Raw genomic sequence first — 19523 nt, forward strand, 5'->3', positions numbered from 1 at the left:
TCAAAGAAGTCGATCGATGACTCGTGCTGCCGCATGTCCGTCATCGTTGGGAGCGTACTGCTTCGCGAATGACCGCAGTCGTTCCCGGTCTGCTCCCGTCACCGAGGAGGCTCGGTCGATTTCGTCGAACAGAGTCTCCGGCGTCGTGGTCACCGGGCCCGGCAGCTCAGTTTCGTAGTCGAGATAGAAGCCGCGCAGATTGTCCCGGTAGTTCTCGAGATCGTAGGCGAAGAAGATGATGGGGCGTTCAAGGACCGAATAGTCGAAGAAGGAAGACGAATAGTCGGTGACCAACATGTCGCTCGCCAGAAAGAGCTCGTTGATGTCAGGAAACCCGCTGACATCGATGATGTTCGTCTTCAATGCCTCCGGAATTTCGAGCTTCGTATTGATGAGGAAGTGGGTGCGCACGAGGAGAGTGACGTCGTTTCCGAAACGTTCGACGAATTGTTCCGGATCAAATGGCCATCGAAAGGCGAAACGGCCTCGTGTCGTGGGTTGATCATCGCGGAATGTCGGTGCATATAGTACAACGATGCGCTCCCGCGGGATCGAGAGACGATGGCGCACGTTGGCTCGAATCTCGTCTGTGGCCGGGCCCCGTAATACGTCGTTTCTGGGGTAGCCCAACTCATAGACTTCCCCGGTGTATCCATAAGACGACCTCATCGCCTTGGTTGCGTAGGGCGACGGAGACACCAACGCATTCCACTGCGCCGATGCTTCCTTGACCCGGTGGACATACCCAGGATCGCGCCCGTAGAAATTGTCCTGGTCGAGGAACATGCGCTTGAGCGGAGTCCCATGCCAAGTCTGGATGTACAGACCCCGGTTTCTTCGGTGAATGTAGTTGGGGAAGTTGTGATTGTTGATCCAGTACTTCGCAGTGGCGAGATACCAGAAGAACGCAGGGGAGTGCCGTTTGACGACTATTGTGTACTTGTCGGTCACGGGGAGACGCTTGTGATAGATCCATACTTTTCGGCGGGTATCGCCCTGTCTGATGAGTTCTTCGTGGATGGCACGGGGACTGTCAGCGTATTGCTTTCCCTGACCGGCCTCGAAGACGATTGTCCTCTCATCGAGAGGGGCCAGGCGCATCAGCTTGTAGAGTCGCTTCATCACGGGCAGGTAATACTTGTTTCTCCGAACGACTCTGTAGGCGGATTGGGCCGTTTCGCTGTGGAACCGATCAGACAACGTGACTTTCGGCTTTGTCGAATTCTGGATCGCCTCGAAGATCCGCTCCCGGCTGCCTGTGTCGCGGTGAGCCAGGAACCTGTCCGCGCGCATTCGGAATTCCGGAGCCATCGCCCCGCCAGCTTCATACGCTGACTCGATTGCGTTGAGGACCTGGTCTTCTTCGGCAACGACGGGTCCGGGGAACTCGGACGCCGGGTCGGCATGCGGTTGGGCGAATCGATGATCGTCGAACTGATAGTAGACGACCGGCTTATGGAGGAATGCGAAGTCGAATGCGACGCTCGAATAGTCGGTGACCAGCATCGAGCTCTGTTTGAGCATCAACTGGACATCGATCTCACCTTGAACGACGACTCGGATTCCGACGTCACTGAAATGAGAGCTGAACTGCTGCATGTTCGGGTGCAGACAGAAGATCGGAGTGAGGTTGTACTTCTCGACCAGCGCGCGCAGTCGGTCACTGGTAATCAGAGATTTCCAACGCTGAAAGTATTCGGATTCGACGAAGCGCTCTGGGTCCTGCAGCCACGGGCGCCAAGTCGGCATGATCATGAGTTGGCCGTCATTGACGTCGACATCATCAGCCAGCAGGGCGTCGAAACGGGCAAAGCCCGTCACTGCCACCTGCTCCGGGGCGTAGCCGAAGTCTTTGACGAAGAACTCCTTCTCTCGCTCGGAACAGACGGTGATGAGATCGACGTCGAATCCGCGGACGAATTTTCCGTAGTTGGGCACCATCCACTTGGCGGCAGTGACTCCGTGCTGCAGGAAGACTTTGTCTGCCCTCAACGCTCTTTCGAATCGGGGCTCCCGTGTCGGGTAGAGGAAGTCGGGGTGGTGGGTCCCGATGATCTTATCGGCGGCAAGCGCTACTTGGATGTGGTCATGAGAACGGAAATCGATGACGTTGTCGTAGCCATCAAGATTGACTCGTTCGGGGGAGTTCGGCTCGATGACATAGTAGGCATCGATCTCAGGATGTTCGTCCCGCATGTATCTGAAGAATTGAAGCCCGTTGTCCTGCGCCTTGTAGGGCAACTCGCCGATCAGCCAGACCGGTTTGCGGTCCGACGATTTGGGCGGGTTCCAGGACCGCCGGTTCGACACCAAACGCTGCATATAGTCGTAAGCAGAGGTCTTGAACGTTTCCAGGTGAAGCGAAGGGTACTTCGCCTTGAACGTGTAGTACGGAATGATGGAAACGGTTTTGTCTCCAGAAGCCACTGTGCTGCCGGTGGTGCCGAAACGGACGAGGTACCTGCTCTTTCCGATGCGGGCGCGTTTGGGCTCATCGTTGAGAGCCGGATCGAGGTCGAGGTACAGATCGGCGTTGTCATCGCTGATTTCGTCGATGAGTTCGTTGAAGTCGAGCGTTGCAGAGAATCTGTAGTAGTTGAGGCCGAAGCGTCTCGACGAGAGCTCGTCGTTGGGGACGAGTTCGATCTCAGCAGTGGCACGGAGCCCGGAGGTTCTGCCCACCACAGCAAGTGTGCCGTCCAAGTATTCGGTTCCTCGTGCAATGATCCTGCCCTCGACGTCGAGCCTGCCGTCACGAACCGTCAGCCCTTCATTTCGCACGTCGGCAAATGGGCGGTGAGGACGGTCCACCTCGATGGCGAGGTGGCCATTGCGATTGATCAGCGGATAGCATTCGTGGTCGCCGACGCGATGATAGGCGAAGTTCTCTGTGCGTGTAGTCGTGGCTCGGCCGAGCCGGACCAGAGCGACAGGAGAGCCATTGTGTGAGGCTGCGAGATATGAACTCGGGACTTCGTCTTCGTCGTAGTCGTCGTACTCAACATAGACGCGCAGGACGAATCCGCCGGCATCATCTTCACCGGCCTCTTGCCGCGGGAGCGAAGTCCAGTCGGGAAGATGTTCGATGAGGCCGTTGAGGTCGATGGTCGCAGAACGCACAGCTGTGTCGGCCGTACCCGTCAAATCGGAGCCGAACTCCTCCAATGGACCGATGCGGTGCAGATCTCCTTCGTGCTCCACCCACAGTCCGCTTGGAACCATGGTCGATTCCGGCGAGAGGTCGACGTGGAGCAGGTTCTGGGCTTGGACGAGATCGAGCGTCGCCAGTCCGGCAGAACGGGAGGGACCGGACGCGGAATCTCCTGATGCGGTACGAGCTGCCTTCTTCAGCGTCCTTCTGGTCGTCCCCAGAACATTGATCGCAGTTCGGGCGACGAGGCTCCTGAATTCCACTGCGGATTCCTCCAGAACATCTTTGTCGGTCGTGGACCACTCTGTTCCAGTCTAGGTCCACTTCGTCCTATTCGACGTAAGACGCCGCCGCTCGCCGACGTTCGGAATCGCAGAGGTTCGTCGACGGTGGCCCGAGCCATCGTCAGAGGCTAGGGTGTGCCCAAAAGGGCAAAGACTGCCCTGAACCGATGACCAATGGTGGCGTTCTCATGAGTAAGCGATATCTGATGCGGCTGGGTAAGACTCCATTCGAGGTCTTTGACGGGTTCGATACGCTCGACCGCAACACGATCGGACGGAACAATGGCAACCTGATCTTCGGCATGGCCGCCCACAAGCTGTTTTCGACTGCAGACACCCGGGTTGACGCGAATCGCTACAAGATCAACGGGTCCATGGCCGCGAAGGTCAACGCTGAATACGACGGATTCATCCTTCCTCTGGCGAACGCTTTCCGCCCAGGGTTCGAAGCGGAACTGTCTCGCACCACTGACTTCATCGAAAAGCTGAAGATCCCCTTCCTGATGCTCTCAGGGGGTGCCCAACTTCCGCTGGATGGTGATCCTGCCGGCCTGAAGAAGATCGAACCGACGGTCAGACGATTCGCTAAGGCGGTGCTGGAGAAATCCAGCGCGTTGACGGTGAGGGGAGAGCTGACCGCCGAATACCTCAAATCCCTAGGGTTCAACGATGTCATCGTGGTGGGTTGTCCATCCATGACTATGAACGGTCGAGGCTATCGAGTGGACAGGCCCGATACGCTCGAGCCGGGAGCGCCGATCGCCTACAACCTGCAGACGAACAATCCGTTCGGAAGCGAACTCATCGGAGACGCAGAGTCGAACTTCGATGCCACATACATGCCGCAGGACCTCGCCACATTGGAGTTCATGCTGTGGGGGACAGACCGGTACCACGGTCATGACAAAAGCCTGCCTCTCGACCGCAGCCATCATCAGTTCATGGAGAAGAAGGCACAGTTCCATCTGGATGCACCGGTATGGATGCGCGTGATGAGCGAACTGAGTTTCTCCTTCGGACCTCGCATCCATGGAAACGTCGCAGCGATCCTTTCAGGGACGCCCGGGATCGTCCTCGCTCATGACGGTCGCACACTCGAACTGTCCAGATACCATGGCGTTCCAGCCATCGACCTGACCGTGGAAGAGGCGCCGAAGACGGTTGCTGAACTCTACGAGAGGGCGGACTTCACCGAATTCAACCGCGGTCACGCCGAACGTTTCGACCGCCTCGCGGACTTCATTCACGACAATGGCTTCTCGCACATCTACGAACCCGGTCAGGAAGAGGCATTGGCTGACTACGGGCGTCGACTCGACGCCGTGGACTTCCCAGAGCCGCAGACAAGTCTGTGGCACGATCGCCCTCCGGAATTCGTCCGCATGGCCTCGGTTCTGCAACAGCGCTATCTTGCCCTCAAGAAGACTCAGAAAGGGCTGAAGGCGGGGACCGGGCCAAGCGCTGCCGACGAGGTCGAAAAGCGCATTGGTGATCTGGAGAGACGACTGTCGATGACCGAAGCCGCGCTCAAGAGGTCGCAGGCGTCGGTAGCAAATGTTCGCGCCACTGCGAATCGGACCGACCGGAGACTCAACAAGCTGCTGGGAATTCCACTCGGGGTGAAGAACATGATCGGGCGCCGTCGCCCCAAGTGAGTCCGTCGTGCGGCGGCGCTATGGGCGGCCCTCCATGACTAGCCGTCGGTTTCGAAACTCGACGGTACTGGAAAGCGATCGGCGAAGAAGCGAGCTACCAGGCGGTTCGCCTTCTCCTCAGAGTCCTCCGGCGGATCGGTCTCGTTGAGGCAGAAGACGTCCAGGTCGGTGCGTCGGGCCACTCTGAGCAGCCGCAGTTCGAGGTCGTCCTCGCTGAGATCGACGAACTGGTACCCGATGCGTCCTTCCACAGACATCCCGCGAGCGAAAGCGTCGAAATGGTGCAGGGATGATGGGATGGAGACGTCTTCCGGAGAGCGGAACGGCGAAGCAGCGACTTCGGCGAACAGTTCAGGCTCTTCTGTTTCCATCGCTTCGAGTACCGGTCGAAGTTGCGGGTGGGGAGTGTGTTTGAACCGATAAGTCGTGGTGAAGCCGTACTTCTCGAGAACGTAATCCCTCCCTCGCTTCGCCGCTGAGATGATGGGAAGATCGCGCGGAGACCAGCTTCCGATATCGATGGGCACGATCGAAGGGAAATGTCTGGTCAGGCCATTGGCAGTGAAGAAGAGCTCCGGATCCGTCGGGCGGAGGAAGAAGCAATCATCATTGAGGTAGAGATAATGGTCTGCCAGCCCGGGGATGTGATGGAGCTGAGATTCGATGGCATGTGAGTTGAAGACGGGAAGCACGCTGGTGTCGGAGAATATGTCGCGATGGTCGACCACGGTGATCTTCGGATTGTCGGTGTTCAGCCACGTTGGGACCTGTCCGTCCGTGACGATGAAGATTTGACGCACCCACGATGCGTAGTACTCGAGCGAGCGCAGAGAGTATTTCAGCTCATCACGTGAAGTGAATCGAGAGTCGGAGACGGAGCTCGGCTCTGTGGTCGTCAGGTCGAGGCCGTCGCGGGTGGCGCGCATCTGTCGTCGCCACTCTGGATCGGAACCGTCCACCCAGGTGTAGACGACGTCGACCGGTTTATCGAGCACGCGAAGGTGCGGTGCAGGCAGTCGGAGTCGACCGTCATTGTTCAGAGCATCGTGCCAGACCGTCGGTTCGATGTACGCGACTGTGAGGGGGCGGTCGTTCTGACGTCGGACCAGGGTTCCGGGCAAGTGACAGGCGCCGTCAGCTCGAGGAGTATTATCTTTCACCTTCTTCCATAGTTCGACCGTGACGGTCTGCGCTGAGGTAGTGAGCTCTCTGCCGTTTGCGGCACGGCGTCGGCGAAGGCATGTCACGCTGCCGAGTTTTCCCGGGCGTTCGTGGGCAGTTCGTCGACTCATCCTCGCGCCTCGGACAGTGTGGAATCGGATTGTCCAGGTTGCACCTCCTTCAACTTCGTCTGTCCCCTCACCCAGGCCGTTCAGCAAGGCCGCAACTGCGACGTCGGCATTTTCGGCGTCGACTACCAGTGTCGGGCGGAAGTGGCTCAGCCGAGGCAGCTCCGCGAATTCGATATCTGCGTCGGCCAGCACTGTGCGCACTGTCGCAAGGGACTGACTCTGCTCTTCACGAGCATCATAGGAACTCAGATCTGAAGGCGAGTCTGATTGGATCATTGCTCGTCCGCGGCGGGCGATCGACCTCTGCCACGTGTGTTCACCGTGACGTGTTCTGGAGAACCAGGCCTTGCGTTCAGGGGTCAGCCTGTCTGCCAGGAAGGAACGCACTGACGAGGGTGAATACCACATTCTGGCAACGCCTCCTTGCGTCTTACCGGTAGTAGAAAGCCAGGCGGGAAACTGAGGGGGATTCCGCCAAGGTGTGTTGGATGCGACTCTATCGTTTCCGACTGAAGAAGGCTCATCAACTTTTCGACGAACCTCAAAATCTATGCCCGTCAATTTGAGCAGCGATCCTTAACAGTGAGTCACCTCGCAGCAATCAACTAACCAATACCCCAGTAACTCTTGCCAAAATCGCAAGTCCTGTGCAGACTGTAGTGGTGAACACCACGGATGAGGGCGCGCACAGCGCACAGCAGGCACTGGTCGAACGTGTCCGCAGCGCCATCAAAAGTGCCGGGGTCAACCACAGCGAAGTCGCTCGACGGATCGGCCTCGACGCGAGCAAACTCTCCAAATCCCTCGCCGGGACACGGAAGTTCCGGGTCGAGGAGATCTCACTCATCGCGGAGCTCACCGATGTCACCACCGATTGGCTCACGACCGGACGGACCTCACGGCCGCCTCGGCGACAGCTGGTCTCCGACGATCGGGTGGCGGCAGCCGAGGACGGGGCGGAGACTCCCGCGCTCGACGAGCCGTGGATGTCGAAGGGCACCCGCAATCGGCTGAAGATCATCGCCGCCGCCTGGGAGTTCTACGCCGACCGCGGCATCGACAAGGTCCGCACCGAGGACGTCGCTCGCGCCACCGACCTGAGCACCTCGGCGGTGAACTACCACTTCCGGACGAAGAACCAGCTGCTGCAGGCGGCCCTGCGCTACTCGCTCGAGGTCATCGGCCGGACTCGCGAACTCAATGAGCCCGCCGACCCGGTCTCCGTGCTGCGCCGCTTCGCCCGCATGCACGCCGGCGTCGATGTGCGGATCAGGCGCGTGTGGTCGATCTGGATCCAGAGCTGGGCACGGGCCTCGACCGACGAAGACGCCCGGACCAACCTCGCAGGCGTCTACGACGAATGGCTGGAGATGATGACCGGAGTCGTCCTCGCCGGCCAGCGCGCAGGCACGATCCGCACCGGCGACACCGCACTCATCGTCAAATCACTGTCGATCTTCATCGACGGCCTCGGCGTGGCCCGCAGCACCGAGCAGATGCCGCTGACCGACGAAGAGGCCCTGGTCATGCTCGAGAACTATCTGAGCGCTCACATCCTCACCGACGACCTCCCAACCCAGACGCCAGGACGGGACACCGCGAGCAGCCGTCCCGAACCGACGCAGCAGGAAGAAGGCACATGAAGACACCGAACCGACGACAAGCGCTGGGAGCCGGGCTGACCGTGACCGCGCTCGCCGGCCTCAGCGCCTGCGGGGGAGGGGCCGTCGGCGCCATCGACGCCGGCGACCCCGTCAAGGGCGGGACCCTGCGAGTGGGCGTGACCGGCGGCAACTCCGCCGACACCGTCGACGCCCATATCCCCGTCAACAACGGCGACGTCTGCCGCGCCGTCAACCTCTACAACGCCCTCTACGGCTGGGACGACGACTCACAGGTCGTGCCGCTGCTGGCCGAATCCTTCGAAGCCAACGACGACTCCACAGTGTGGACGTGCACCCTGAAGCAAGGCATCAAGTTCTCCGACGGCAGCCCCATCACCCCCGAGGACGTCATCTTCACGTTCGAGCGCATCACCGACCCCGACGACCCGAAGACCGCGGCGGCGAACTTCACCATGCTCGACAAGGTCGTCGCCACCGGGGAGCGCACCGTCGAGTTCCGCCTGACCGAGCCCAACGGCCTGTTCAACGACGCCGTGGCCGAATACACCGCGGCCATCGTTCCCGTCGGCTACGACCCGGAGAACCCGGTGTGCTCCGGGCCGTTCAAACTCAAATCCTTCACCCCCGCCCAGTCGACTGTGCTCGTGCCCAACGAGCACGACTTCGACCACGACAAGATGTACCTCGACGAGGTCGAGGTGCTGAACTTCAACGACGACGACGCTCTCATCAACGCGCTGCTGTCGACACAGGTCGACGCCATTGCCGGCATCCCGCTGTCGCTGGTCGAGGTCATCGACGCCGACGAGCGCATGAGCATCCTCAACTCCGAGACCGGCATGTGGCTGCCGTTCACCATGCGCGTGGACAAGAAGCCCTTCGACGACGTCAAGGTCCGGCAGGCCTTCCGGCTCGTCATCGACCGGGAGCAGATGATCGAACAGGTCCTGTCCGGGTTCGGCACCATCGGCAACGACATGTTCGGGCCGCTGAGTGAGAACTATCCGGACTTCCCCCAACGCAAGCAGGACATCGACAAAGCGAAGAAGCTCCTTGCTGAGGCCGGCTACCCCGACGGACTCGAGGTCGAACTCGTCACCGCCCCCATCCAGTCCGGCGCCGTCGAATCAGCGCAGGTCTTCGCCCAACAGGCCGCCGAGGCCGGAATCACGGTCAAGATCCGCAAGGTGGACGCGACGACGTTCTTCGGCGACGAATACCTGCAGTGGGACTTCGCCCAGGACTTCTGGTACACCCGAGACTTCATGCCGCAGGTGATCTCCTGCGCCCTGAGCGAGTCGCCATTCAACGAGACCCACTGGGACGACCCGGATTTCAACAAGGTCTTCGACAAGGCACGGGCCATCCCCGACGCCGGTGAGCGTCGCGATATGGAGCACGAACTGCAGAAGATGCTCTACGACGAAGGCGGCTACATCGTCTGGGGCTTCGCCAACCAGGTCGACGCCTTCCAGAAGTACGTCGGCGGGCTCGTCCCCAACTCCACGGGCCGGCCCCTGAGCGGGTGGCGGTTCGACCGCGTGTGGATCGGAAAGGTGTGACATGTTCGGAAAAGTCATCGTACGCAGGCTGATCTTCTCCGCCTTCATCCTCATCGCCGTCTCGCTGCTCGTCTTCGGCGCCACCCTGCTGCTGCCCGGCGACGCCGCCCGAGCCATCCTCGGCCAACAGGCCACCCCGGAGCGCATTGCGGCCCTGAACGAACAGCTGGGACTCGACCAACCCGCCTGGCAGCGGTATTTCACCTGGCTGGGAGGACTGTTCGTCGGGGACTTCGGAACCTCCTCGGCGACGGGAGGCTCTGTCGGAGCACTGCTGGGCGATCGGATCGGGGCTTCCTTCATCCTCATGGGACTGGCCGCCGTCATCTCCGTGCCCTTGGGCATAGGCCTCGGCGTCTATCAGGCCCTGCACCGCGGGAAGCGTCGTGACCAGGGGATGACCGGCATCAGCCTCGTGTTCGCTGCGATGCCCGAGTTCGTCATCGGCATCGGGCTCATCGCGATCTTCGCCACCTCGGTGTTCCAGATCCTGCCCGCCGTCACCCTGGCCCCACCAGGAGGGCCGGTGTGGAACAGACCCCAACAGCTGATCCTGCCGACGCTCACCCTCGTCCTCGTCGTCACCCCCTACATCGTGCGGATGATGCGGGCGACGATGATCGAGGTCCTCGACTCCGGTTTCGTCGAGATGGCCCGACTCAAGGGCGTGCCCGAGAAGCGGGTGATCCTCCGCCACGCCGTACCCCACGCCCTCGGCCCGGTCGCGCAGGTCGTGGCGATCCAGCTGGCCTGGCTGGCCGGCGGTGTGGTCGTCGTCGAGTTCCTCTTCCGCTACCCGGGACTCGGCCAAGCACTCATCGACGCGGTGACCTACCGTGACGTGCAGGTCGTCCAAGCGATCTCCATGCTCGTCGCCGCCGTCTACGTCGTGGTGAACCTGGCGGCCGATGTCGTCGGCATCCTCACCAACCCGAAACTGAGGAGCGCAGCATGAGCACCGATGCCAACAGTCTGGACGCCCTCAAGGCCAGCGCGACCGACGCCGCCGAGGTGCCCAAGGAATCCCTGACCACCTATGTGCCCTTCTACAAGCGGGTGCTGGCACAGCCGCAGGGCAAGATCGGTCTGATCATCACCGTCATCGTCGTCGCCCTCGCCCTGTGCGGGCCACTGCTGCTGCCGTGGGCGACGGGGAACACGGCCACCGAATTCGTCGCGAAGCCCTTCAGCCCCTACGGGCTCTTCGGCTCCGACAACCTCGGCCGCGATGTGCTCTCCCGGTTCATCGCCGGGGGCCTGACCCTGATCGTCTATGCGGTGCTCGCGACCGTGCTGGGCATGGTCGTCGGTGCGCTCGTCGGGATGCTCGCCGCCTACATCGGCGGGCGCTTCGACGCGATCATCATGCGACTCAACGACGTCATCCTCGCCATCCCGCAGCTTGTGTTCGCCCTCCTGGCGATCACGGTCCTCGGTCCACAGGGGTGGGTGCTCGTGACCGTCATCGGGCTCACCCACGCCCCGCGCATCGCGCGAGTGGCGAGGTCGGCGACCCTGGGTGTGATCACCGAGGACTACATCAAGGCCGCGGAGATGTATGCGATGCCGCGGTGGAAGATGCTGCTGCGTGAGCTGCTGCCCAATATCACCGGGCCGCTGAGCGTGGAGGCGGGTCTGCGGCTGACCTATTCGATCGGCTACATCGCCTCCCTGTCGTTCCTCGGTCTCGGCCTGCAGCCACCGGCGGCCGACTGGGGTCTGATGATCAACGAGAACCGGATCGCCCTGTCGATCCAACCCTGGGGCGTGCTGCTGCCGGTCATCGCGATCGCGCTGCTGACCATCGGCACCAACCTGCTCGCGGACTCCTTCGCCCGAGCCACCGCATCGACTTCAGTGGAGGCATGATGAGCACGAAGACGGAAACGGTTCGCCACGATGCGGCGAACGAACCGAACGAGAAGATCGTCCTGCGCGTGACCGACCTGCGCGTCGTGACGAACGCCGGCGATGAGATCCTCCACGGCGTCGACTTCGCGCTCGCCCGCGGAGAGATCCTCGGCCTCGTCGGCGAATCGGGCTCGGGCAAGACCACCGCCGGGCTGGCCTGCATGGGCCACTTCCGTGAGGGGCTGAAGTTCGGATCCGGATCGGTGAGCATCTGGCCGCGCGGGGAAGCCACCGCCGTCGAGGTCGTCGAACTCGACGAGGTGGCCGTGCGGTTCCTGCGCGGATCCCGGATCGCCTACATCCCGCAGGACCCGGCGCTGTCGCTCAACCCCGCCATGCGGGTGGGGGAGCAGATCCGGGAGGCCCTCGACATCCACGGCTTCGGCTCCTCGGAGACGGAACGCGCCGAACGGGTCACCGAGGTCCTCGTCGACGTCGGCCTGCCCGGGGACAAGGACTATCAGAAGCGCTGGCCGCACCAGCTCTCCGGCGGTCAGCAACAGCGCATCGGCATCGCCATGGCCTTTGCCATGTACCCCGATGTGCTCATCCTCGACGAACCGACCACCGGCCTCGACGTGTCCACCCAGTCGGTGGTCCTCGACACGATCCGGCAGATGACGGTGGCCAACAACGTCGCCGGTCTCTACATCACCCACGACCTCGCGGTGATCAAGGACATCTCCGACCGTGTGGCCGTGATGCTGCGCGGCGACCTCGTCGAAGAGGGACCGGTCTCGGCCGTCCTCGAACAGCCGCAGCATGAGTACACGCAGATGCTCATGGCCGCAGTCCCCGACCTCGCCGGGCGCAAGACCATCGGTGACGGCGCCGCCGAGGCGAAGGAGCCGACGGAGGACGATGACGCCACCCACATCCTCGTGTCCAACGGGGCGGCCGACCGGTCTTCGGCGGACGAGGACGCGACGTCCGAGACCACGGGCACAGCCGCCTCGGCGGGTGAGAGCGGGGGAGCCGCCTCGGCGGGTGCAGCTGCGAATGCTCCGCTGCTCGAAATCAGGGATGTGGCGCTTTCCTACGGCAAGGCGCAGATCCTCGACGGGATCAACCTGGTCTTGGAGCCGGGGGAGTGCACGATGCTGCTCGGCGAATCCGGGTCGGGCAAGACGACTCTGTCGCAGTGCGTGGCCGGGCTCAACGACGATTACACGGGGCAGGTGCGGCTGCGCGGGACGGAGCTGGCGCGATCGACCAGGAAGCGGACGAACGAGCAGCGGGTGGGCATCCAATACGTGTTCCAGTCGCCGTTCTCCTCACTCAACCCACGCCGATCGATCGGACAGTCGCTGACCGTTCCGCTGGAGATGAGCGGGGACGGCACCGCTGCCAGTCGTAAGGCCGTCGTCGAGGAAGCACTCGATTCGGTGCGACTGGGCCGATCGTTCTACCACCGCAGGCCGGGAGACCTTTCCGGTGGTGAGCGGCAGCGGGCGGCGATCGCCCGGGCTCTGGTCAACGCTCCGTCGGTGATGGTCTGCGATGAGATCACCTCGGCCCTCGACGTCAGCGTGCAGGCCTCGATCGTGGCGCTGCTGCGGACCCTGCGGGCTGAGCGGGACCTGGCGATGCTGTTCGTCACTCACAACATCGCGCTGTCGAGGCATATCGCCGACAACCTCGCGGTGCTCAACAAGGGCAAGATCGTCGACTACGGGCCGACGGCCCAGGTGCTCGAGAACCCAACGCATGAGTACACGCGGGCGCTGATTGCCGACGTGCCGAAGTTCTGAGGGAACTGGGGCGAAGACCATGTTTCACCCCGACTCACATGTAGACTGATTTATCTACTTCGAATACCATCGGGTTATGGGTGATACAACGACGATCAGGGTCAGCAGATCGACACGGGACGCGCTCGCCGAGCTGGCACTTCGGCGTGGGGAGACGGTGACTGCCACGGTCGATCGTGCCGTGAGACTGCTCGAGCAGGAGGCAATCGGGGTCGAGCTCTCTGCTTCGCTGCGAGATGACGAACGCGATTGGCTTGATGCTGACGCCGGGTGACGTCATCACGCTTGACCTCGGCACACCCGCTGGATCTGAAGCGGGCATGCGCCGGCCGGCTGTCGTTGTCACGGCCAAGGAGGTCCTCCGTGGTGGTCCCAACGTGATCCAAGTGGTCCCGCTGACTCGCACCATTCGAAACGCCGTTTCCGAGATCGTCGTCGAGACTGACGCCTTCAACGAGCTTGCCGCTGATTCTGCCGCACAGTGTCAGCACATCCGTGCGGTTGCCACTACACGCATTGCCGAGCGTCTTGGCAATATCGGACCGGTGAAGCTCGGCCAGATTCGGGCCACGATCGCCACCCTCCTCGACATCTGAGGGAAGAGCGACGCCGCCGTCGACCATGGAGAGTACGGAGAACCCATGACCGGGGGAATGATGCGCTGGGAGCATGCCGGTCGTCGGTGCCGAGGCATTGGATAAGACGTGAAAGATCGCGGCGCTTCGCCCGAGAGAATTGCGATTTCGCACTTGGACAACAGCACGAGCCGATCGCCGATGCTCTTCGGGAGGCGATTGAGAAGTATCAGGCGAAAGCGGCGTTGAAAGCGTGACAAGAGCTCAGCCGAGGCCGTGGTGCTTCGGGTGCGGCGTGAGGACACGCAGGCGCTGGCCTCCAACGTGTGGAGGCTCTGAGGCTTGAGCTTCGCGAAATCTGGAATCACTCAGTAGTTGAACAGCCCCGCGAGGATGACCGCTACGGCACCGAGGCCGTACCAGATGGCGATCAGCGGCCAGATATAGCGGATCCATTTCTCCCAGCGCAGGCCGGAGATGGCCAGTACGGCCATGAAGTAGCCCGAAGTCGGGTAGAAGATATTGGAGAATCCATCGCCCATGAGGAAAGCCAGCACTGCGGTCTGGCGCGATACTCCGCTGAGATCGGCCAAACCGGACATGATCGGCATCGTCACCATCGCCTGGCCGCTTCCGGACGGGATGAGGAAGTTGAGCCCGGCTTGGACTACGAGCATCATCACTGCGGTCAGCGAGTCTGGGACCATCTGAGCGAGTTGTGCTGCTCCGAAGATGATCGTGTCCATGATGCTTCCGTCTTCGAGGACGACGGCGACGCCGCGCGCGAATCCGACAACGAGCGCGCCCAAGAGGATCTTCTGGAAGCCTTCATTGAATGACTCCGCGATCTCGCTCGGCCTCAGGCCGGCGACCAGCCCGACCACTGCTCCGATGATCAGGTACAGGCCGGCAAGCTCACGGAAGAACCAGCCGAATGCCAGCAACGAGTAGATCAGGAAAGCGAAGGCAACGAGCAGAACGATCGAGGCTGCAATCTGCCGTCGCGATGCTTTCGGGATCGTCAGGCTGACTGCGGTGGATTCCGTCATTGCATTCGCTGTGCCGTATTTGGAGCTGATGTCCGGGTTGAACCGCACCCGGGAAGCATGGCGCCAGACGAAAACGATCCCGACGAAGAGAAAGATCGCCAGCAGGAGTGCTCTGTAGCCTATCCCCGAATAAAGGGGCAATTGCGCGATGCGCTGCGCCGTACCCACGTTGGCGGGTGACGTCAGCCCCAGCCCGAAGCCGACAACGGTCGAGACCAAGACGATTCCCGTGGCCGTGATCCTATCGAAGCCGAGTCGAAGGATGAGCGGGAGGATCGCTGGAAGATAGACAAGAGCCAGCTCGATCTGATCTGTGAAAGCAGTGAATAGTGCGAACGGCACCATGAGAGTGGGGATGATCCACAGCCCTTTGTCCTCGAACACATGCGCCAACCGGCTCACGGCGAGTTCGATGAGGCCGGCTTTCTCGATGACGGCGAACATTCCACCGATGATGATGATTCCGATAACGATGTCGGCTGTGTCGATGAGACCGTCGGGGACGGCGAACATGAAATCGAAGAACGACGCAGGCGAAGACGATATCTGCGAATACGTGCCGTCTTGGAGGATCTCAGCACCCGAGTCATCTGTGACCCGCGCGTATTCACCTGCCGGAATTATGTGGGTGAGAACGGCCGCCAACCCGATCATCATCAATAGGATGACGTAGATGTGAGGGACCTTCGAACGCTTTTCCTCGGTCACCAGATCAGTCGACAACGCCCAGACCACCTCTCCGTACCGCATCATTGCGGCATATCCTCCCGCCGAATGCGCGATCTCGGATCGGCATTCGCCCTGGCTTGCATCTCAGGCAATACTACAGGGCATGTACTGTCAAGGCGCCTGGCCTTCTGGTGGCCGAGTCACGAACTGCGGTCGGTCACAGTGCTGCTGCGCTGATCCGGACTGAGAGGCCGTCGAGGATCACTTCGAGGCCATCGGTGAAGTCTCGGTCGGGCTCGTCGTCGTTGGTCGGATCGTCACCCAAGGGCTCTGAAGCGAGCACCTGTGACAGATGGGGGAACCGCTTAGCGGAGATGACCTGGTACAGAGCCGCACCGTAGTCGCGTTCGCTCTCGGCCTTGTCCTGCCCGTCCCGCCCTTCCTCGAGTTCGCTCTGGAGCAGAGCCGATTGACGGACGAACCCGCTGAGCAGGGTGAGCCCGGAGAGCATCTCCTTCGCGGTGAGCGCTGTGGACGCCAACTGCGAGAGGCCGCGTTCGAGCCAAGCGGTCTGGTTCGGTCCCGAGGGGGAGCGGTAAATGGGAACGCGGGGGATCCACGGACGCTTCTGGTACAGCGTCCACAGATCGATTGCCCATGACCGAAGGCCTTCGCGCCAATCAGCAGCGGCCGGCTCCGGACCAGGTGGCTGACTGGCCGCGTCCATCATGAGCTGAAGCAGCTCGTGTTTGGACCCGATGTGTCGGTACAGCGACATGGCCGTCACGTTGAGCTCTTCGGCGACCTTGGGCAAGGTCGCCGCCTCGAGGCCCCCTTGATCGGCGAGCTGAACGGCGGTGGCCACCACGGTTTCGACATCGAGGGTGGACTTTCGGCCCCGTTGCTGTGGAGTCTCCGGCAGCCTCCACAGTCGCCTGATGAAGTCCGGAACCGCGTCGTCGCTCATGCACTCTCCCTCCCCGGCAGAACAGGTTCCAATTCTACATCCCCATATAGTTTAAGAGATATAGTTTGTGTGATATTGTCATCCGCATGACTCAGAGAACGAATTCCCCAGCACCCCTGCAGACGGGGCGAGTGCATGATGTCGACGCCCTGAGGGGGTTCGCCTTGTTCGGGATCCTCGTCGTCAACATCACGTTCATGGCCTCGGCATTCCCCGGCAACCTCGTCGATGATCCGGACTTCTCGACACCGATCGACGCTGTCGTCCGATTTCTGGTGGCGGCGCTGTTCTCGATGAAGTTCTACCTGCTCTTCTCATTCCTGTTCGGCTACAGCTTCGTACTGCAGATGGACGCCGCCGCGCGAGCCGGCGCTGCCTTCGTCCCGCGCATGCTGCGTCGGTCCCTGGGACTCTTCGTGCTCGGGGCCGGGCACATCGTGCTGCTCTACAGCGGAGACGTCCTCACGACCTATGCGGTGATCTGCCTGGTGCTGCTGGCGATGCATCGAGTCCGTGATCGCACCGCCCTGCTGACAAGCGCAATCATCTACGCATTCGTGACACTGTCCCTCATCGTCAGTGCCGCGTTCCTCGACCGCTCGATGTTCATGCCCAGCCATGATGAAGCGCTGGCTCAGGCCGCGACGCAGACTCAGGCGATGCTCGGGACACCGGCCGAGATCGTGGGCCACCATCTGTCCGGACTCGACCTCCTCGTCATCCAAGCGGTCTCCCTTCAAGGGCCGACGGCGCTGGCGATGTTCCTCATCGGGATGATCGCCGCGCGTCGAGGACTGTTCTCGGATCTGGGCGACCGGGCGAGGCTCCTGAAGCGGATTCAGATGGTCGGCTTCGCGGTCGGCCTGCCCGGCGGGGTGGTCTATGCGTGGCTCGGAGGGGACGTCAACACGTGGGCCACAGCAGCCAGTGTCGTTTCGGCCCCGTTCCTCAGCGCGGCGTACGTTGCGACTCTCGTGCGTCTGATGCACACCACGCGGGGCGCATGGGTGCGCACAGCTCTGGCGCCGGTGGGTCGCATCGCTCTGACGAACTACCTGGGCCAGTCACTGGCAGGACTCCTCCTGTTCACCGGGCTCGGCCTCGGCCTGGCCGGTCGAGTCTCCCCGCCGCTGCTGCTCGTCCTCGCTGTGGCGATCTTCATTCTCCAGGCCGCACTGAGTGCGTGGTGGCTGAAGCGCCACCGCTACGGTCCGGCAGAGTACCTGCTCAGGCTCTTCACCAACTGGACCAGGCCGAGACGCGGACAGTCGGCGTCTGTGCCGACACTCTGAAACAGGTGCCCGGAAGAGGCGGCTCGTAAGCTAAGCTGTTCCGGGCTCGTTTCCGGTCGAGCCTCAGGCAACTTTTCGACAGAGAGGCTCTCGCGTGATCATCCTGGGCGTCGCCCTGCTTTCCGGCAGTCTGCTGATCGGCACTTTCATCGGCGGTCTCTTGGGCAATCTGCTCGGGGTCGATGCGAACGTCGGCGGTGTCGGCATCGCCATGATCGTGCTCATCGTATCCACGAACTTCCTCGCCCGCTCGGGCCGACTCTCCCCGGCGACCTCGTCGGGGATCTCGTTCTGGTCCGGGATGTACATCCCGATCGTCGTGGCCATGGCCGCCACACAGAACGTCGTCGGAGCCGTCACCGCCGGTCCCACTGCGCTCATCGCCGGGGCCGCTGCCGTCATCGTCAGTTTTGCGCTGGTGCCCGTGCTCAGCCGGGTGAAGACACCCGGCGTCGAGGCGCCGGTCGAAGAGTTCGCAGAGGAGCGGTGATGGAAGCTCTGATCTCGACTCTGACGGACAACGACCTCGTCGTCGCCTTCGCCCTGGTCGGCGTGATCACCGGGGTGGCAGTGCTGATTTCGAAGGTGCTCACCCGAGGCAAGTTCCAAGCCTCGGCCATCGCAATCATCCTCGGCCTCGTCCTGGCCTACATCGGAGGCATCGCCACTGGCGGCGAAGACGGTCTGGCAGACGTCAGCCTCTTCTCCGGGGTCGGACTCATGGGCGGGGGAATGTTCGTCAATCTGGCGATCGTCGCGACCGGGTTCGGAGCGAGCTTCGATGAGATGAAGAAATCCGGCCTGGGCGGGATCATCGCCCTCGTCCTCGGCGTCGTGCTGTCCTTCTTCGTCGGAGCCGTCATCGCCTGGTTCTTCGGCTACCGCGACCCGGTCGAGCTGACGACGATCGGGGCCGGGACGGCCACCTACATCGTCGGCCCGGTCACCGGGGCCGCCCTGGGCGCTAGCAGCAGCGTCATCGCACTCAGCGTCGGTGCCGGTCTCGTGAAATCCGTCCTCACCATGGTGGCGACACCCTTCGTGGCCAAGCGCATCGGATTGAACAACCCGCGCTCTGCCATCGTCTTCGGTGGGCTGCTGGGCACGACGAGCGGAGTCACCGCCGGTCTCGCGGCGACTGACAAGCGCCTGGTCCCATATGGGGCCATGACATCGACGTTCTACACCGGACTCGGTCTGCTGATGGCGCCTTCGGTCCTCTTCTTCGCAGTCAGGGCAATCGTCGGCTGACATCCGAACCCGCCCTCGCCCGACCCGTGGTGGCGGAAGATGGGCCGTCGACAGCATCACCGCAGTCTCCACGGTCCATTGTCAGGGGGATGAAGGCGTGCCACGATGAAGATCACACCCTGTGGTTGGGTGCGCTGGCGAGCGGCACGTTCGGCCTCAGGGAGCGAAGGAGAGTGACATGCTCATCGTCCTATGGGTCATCGCAGGGATTCTAGCGCTGTCAGGCGTCCTCGCTCTGTTCCGAAAGGAATACAAATGGGGCATCGTCTTCCTCATTGCCGCCTGCATCGTCGGTCCGATGCTGACTGCCTTCCTCGGCGGACCTCCAGCCGGCCCGAGAAGCTGATGCGACCGTATCTTTAAGACCTCCGCCCGTGGTTGTCAAGGTTGTTTACAGGAGCCGTCGACGGTGACAGGCTGAGGTCACCGCGCAGAGCGTGTCGGGCTCCGTTCGCGGCCCCGACAGATGATCCGCAGATCCTGAGGAGG

At 62.0% G+C, this 19523-nt stretch carries 16 protein-coding genes; 12 read left to right on the forward strand and 4 right to left on the reverse strand.

Translation table 11 applies throughout. The features are described 5' to 3' along the window. Positions 1-3414, reverse strand: coding sequence for a CDP-glycerol glycerophosphotransferase family protein (locus IG171_RS01715; protein WP_249203948.1), 3414 nt, complete (start codon positions 3412-3414; stop codon positions 1-3). Positions 3415-3602: 188 nt separating this feature from the next. Between IG171_RS01715 and IG171_RS01720 the strand changes: the two genes are divergently transcribed. Further along, positions 3603-5090 (forward strand): polysaccharide pyruvyl transferase family protein, encoded by a 1488-nt coding sequence (locus tag IG171_RS01720; protein ID WP_249203949.1) that lies wholly within the window; start codon positions 3603-3605, stop codon positions 5088-5090. A gap of 38 nt (positions 5091-5128) precedes the next feature. Here the strand turns inward: IG171_RS01720 and IG171_RS01725 are convergent, their stop codons facing one another. Next, entirely contained in the window at positions 5129-6658 is a 1530-nt protein-coding gene (locus tag IG171_RS01725) for a stealth family protein (RefSeq protein ID WP_212129407.1), read from the reverse strand. A gap of 386 nt (positions 6659-7044) precedes the next feature. Between IG171_RS01725 and IG171_RS01730 the strand changes: the two genes are divergently transcribed. The 7 genes from IG171_RS01730 (at position 7045) to IG171_RS01760 (ending at position 13827) form a co-directional block, all read left to right on the forward strand. Then, positions 7045-8025: a TetR/AcrR family transcriptional regulator gene (locus IG171_RS01730; protein WP_249203950.1), complete on the forward strand. Its 981-nt coding sequence runs from the start codon at positions 7045-7047 to the stop codon at positions 8023-8025. Next, complete coding sequence (locus tag IG171_RS01735) at positions 8022-9569, forward strand: ABC transporter substrate-binding protein (protein WP_212129409.1); 1548 nt, start codon at positions 8022-8024, stop codon at positions 9567-9569. The genes IG171_RS01730 and IG171_RS01735 overlap by 4 nt, the downstream gene beginning before the upstream one ends. 1 nt (position 9570) lies before the next feature. Beyond that, positions 9571-10524 carry an ABC transporter permease gene (locus IG171_RS01740; protein WP_212129411.1) on the forward strand — a complete coding sequence of 318 codons (954 nt, stop codon included), beginning with the start codon at positions 9571-9573 and terminating at the stop codon, positions 10522-10524. Next, positions 10521-11438 (forward strand): ABC transporter permease, encoded by a 918-nt coding sequence (locus IG171_RS01745; protein WP_212129413.1) that lies wholly within the window; start codon positions 10521-10523, stop codon positions 11436-11438. Before IG171_RS01740 ends, IG171_RS01745 begins: the two co-directional genes overlap by 4 nt. Beyond that, positions 11438-13231 carry an ABC transporter ATP-binding protein gene (locus tag IG171_RS01750; protein WP_212131477.1) on the forward strand — a complete coding sequence of 598 codons (1794 nt, stop codon included), beginning with the start codon at positions 11438-11440 and terminating at the stop codon, positions 13229-13231. Before IG171_RS01745 ends, IG171_RS01750 begins: the two co-directional genes overlap by 1 nt. Positions 13232-13307: 76 nt before the next feature. Further along, complete coding sequence (locus tag IG171_RS01755; RefSeq protein ID WP_212129415.1) at positions 13308-13505, forward strand: hypothetical protein; 198 nt, start codon at positions 13308-13310, stop codon at positions 13503-13505. Then, positions 13468-13827: a type II toxin-antitoxin system PemK/MazF family toxin gene (locus tag IG171_RS01760; protein ID WP_249203951.1), complete on the forward strand. Its 360-nt coding sequence runs from the start codon at positions 13468-13470 to the stop codon at positions 13825-13827. The genes IG171_RS01755 and IG171_RS01760 overlap by 38 nt, the downstream gene beginning before the upstream one ends. A 347-nt stretch (positions 13828-14174) precedes the next feature. On the opposite strand, the gene IG171_RS01765 is transcribed toward IG171_RS01760, so the two are convergent. Together IG171_RS01765 and IG171_RS01770 are read right to left on the reverse strand one after the other, a co-directional pair. Then, positions 14175-15563 (reverse strand): AbgT family transporter, encoded by a 1389-nt coding sequence (locus tag IG171_RS01765; RefSeq protein ID WP_212129417.1) that lies wholly within the window; start codon positions 15561-15563, stop codon positions 14175-14177. Between the two features lie 178 nt (positions 15564-15741). After that, positions 15742-16491, reverse strand: a complete 750-nt coding sequence (locus IG171_RS01770; RefSeq protein ID WP_212129419.1) for a TetR/AcrR family transcriptional regulator — start codon at positions 16489-16491, stop codon at positions 15742-15744. Between the two features lie 86 nt (positions 16492-16577). Between IG171_RS01770 and IG171_RS01775 the strand changes: the two genes are divergently transcribed. The 4 genes from IG171_RS01775 to IG171_RS01790 all read left to right on the forward strand — a co-directional run bounded on the left by IG171_RS01775 (position 16578) and on the right by IG171_RS01790 (position 19380). Then, a complete protein-coding gene (locus tag IG171_RS01775) occupies positions 16578-17783 on the forward strand; it encodes a DUF418 domain-containing protein (protein ID WP_212129421.1) in 1206 nt (401 codons plus the stop codon). 94 nt (positions 17784-17877) lie between these two features. After that, positions 17878-18273: a malonate transporter subunit MadL gene (gene madL / locus IG171_RS01780; RefSeq protein ID WP_212129422.1), complete on the forward strand. Its 396-nt coding sequence runs from the start codon at positions 17878-17880 to the stop codon at positions 18271-18273. Continuing rightward, positions 18273-19034 (forward strand): malonate transporter subunit MadM, encoded by a 762-nt coding sequence (gene madM, locus IG171_RS01785; RefSeq protein ID WP_212129423.1) that lies wholly within the window; start codon positions 18273-18275, stop codon positions 19032-19034. The genes madL and madM overlap by 1 nt, the downstream gene beginning before the upstream one ends. 178 nt (positions 19035-19212) lie before the next feature. After that, the gene (locus IG171_RS01790) at positions 19213-19380 is read left to right on the forward strand and encodes a GPGG-motif small membrane protein (RefSeq protein WP_212129424.1); all 168 of its coding nucleotides are present in this window, start codon (positions 19213-19215) and stop codon (positions 19378-19380) included. Positions 19381-19523: the final 143 nt, after the last annotated feature.

The sequence above is a fragment of the Brevibacterium sp. SMBL_HHYL_HB1 genome, assembly GCF_018208375.1.
Lineage (GTDB): Bacteria > Actinomycetota > Actinomycetes > Actinomycetales > Brevibacteriaceae > Brevibacterium > Brevibacterium intestinavium.

Excerpts from the sequence above, each read along its gene's own strand:
- IG171_RS01720 (WP_249203949.1), top strand. The coding sequence starts at position 3,603 with ATGACCAATGGTGGCGTTCTCATGAGTAAGCGATATCTGATGCGGCTG.
- IG171_RS01725 (WP_212129407.1), bottom strand. The coding sequence starts at position 6,658 with ATGATCCAATCAGACTCGCCTTCAGATCTGAGTTCCTATGATGCTCGT.
- IG171_RS01735 (WP_212129409.1), top strand. The coding sequence starts at position 8,022 with ATGAAGACACCGAACCGACGACAAGCGCTGGGAGCCGGGCTGACCGTG.
- IG171_RS01740 (WP_212129411.1), top strand. The coding sequence starts at position 9,571 with ATGTTCGGAAAAGTCATCGTACGCAGGCTGATCTTCTCCGCCTTCATC.
- IG171_RS01745 (WP_212129413.1), top strand. The coding sequence starts at position 10,521 with ATGAGCACCGATGCCAACAGTCTGGACGCCCTCAAGGCCAGCGCGACC.
- IG171_RS01750 (WP_212131477.1), top strand. The coding sequence starts at position 11,438 with ATGAGCACGAAGACGGAAACGGTTCGCCACGATGCGGCGAACGAACCG.
- IG171_RS01755 (WP_212129415.1), top strand. The coding sequence starts at position 13,308 with ATGGGTGATACAACGACGATCAGGGTCAGCAGATCGACACGGGACGCG.
- IG171_RS01760 (WP_249203951.1), top strand. The coding sequence starts at position 13,468 with ATGACGAACGCGATTGGCTTGATGCTGACGCCGGGTGACGTCATCACG.
- IG171_RS01770 (WP_212129419.1), bottom strand. The coding sequence starts at position 16,491 with ATGAGCGACGACGCGGTTCCGGACTTCATCAGGCGACTGTGGAGGCTG.
- IG171_RS01775 (WP_212129421.1), top strand. The coding sequence starts at position 16,578 with ATGACTCAGAGAACGAATTCCCCAGCACCCCTGCAGACGGGGCGAGTG.
- madM (WP_212129423.1), top strand. The coding sequence starts at position 18,273 with ATGGAAGCTCTGATCTCGACTCTGACGGACAACGACCTCGTCGTCGCC.
- IG171_RS01790 (WP_212129424.1), top strand. The coding sequence starts at position 19,213 with ATGCTCATCGTCCTATGGGTCATCGCAGGGATTCTAGCGCTGTCAGGC.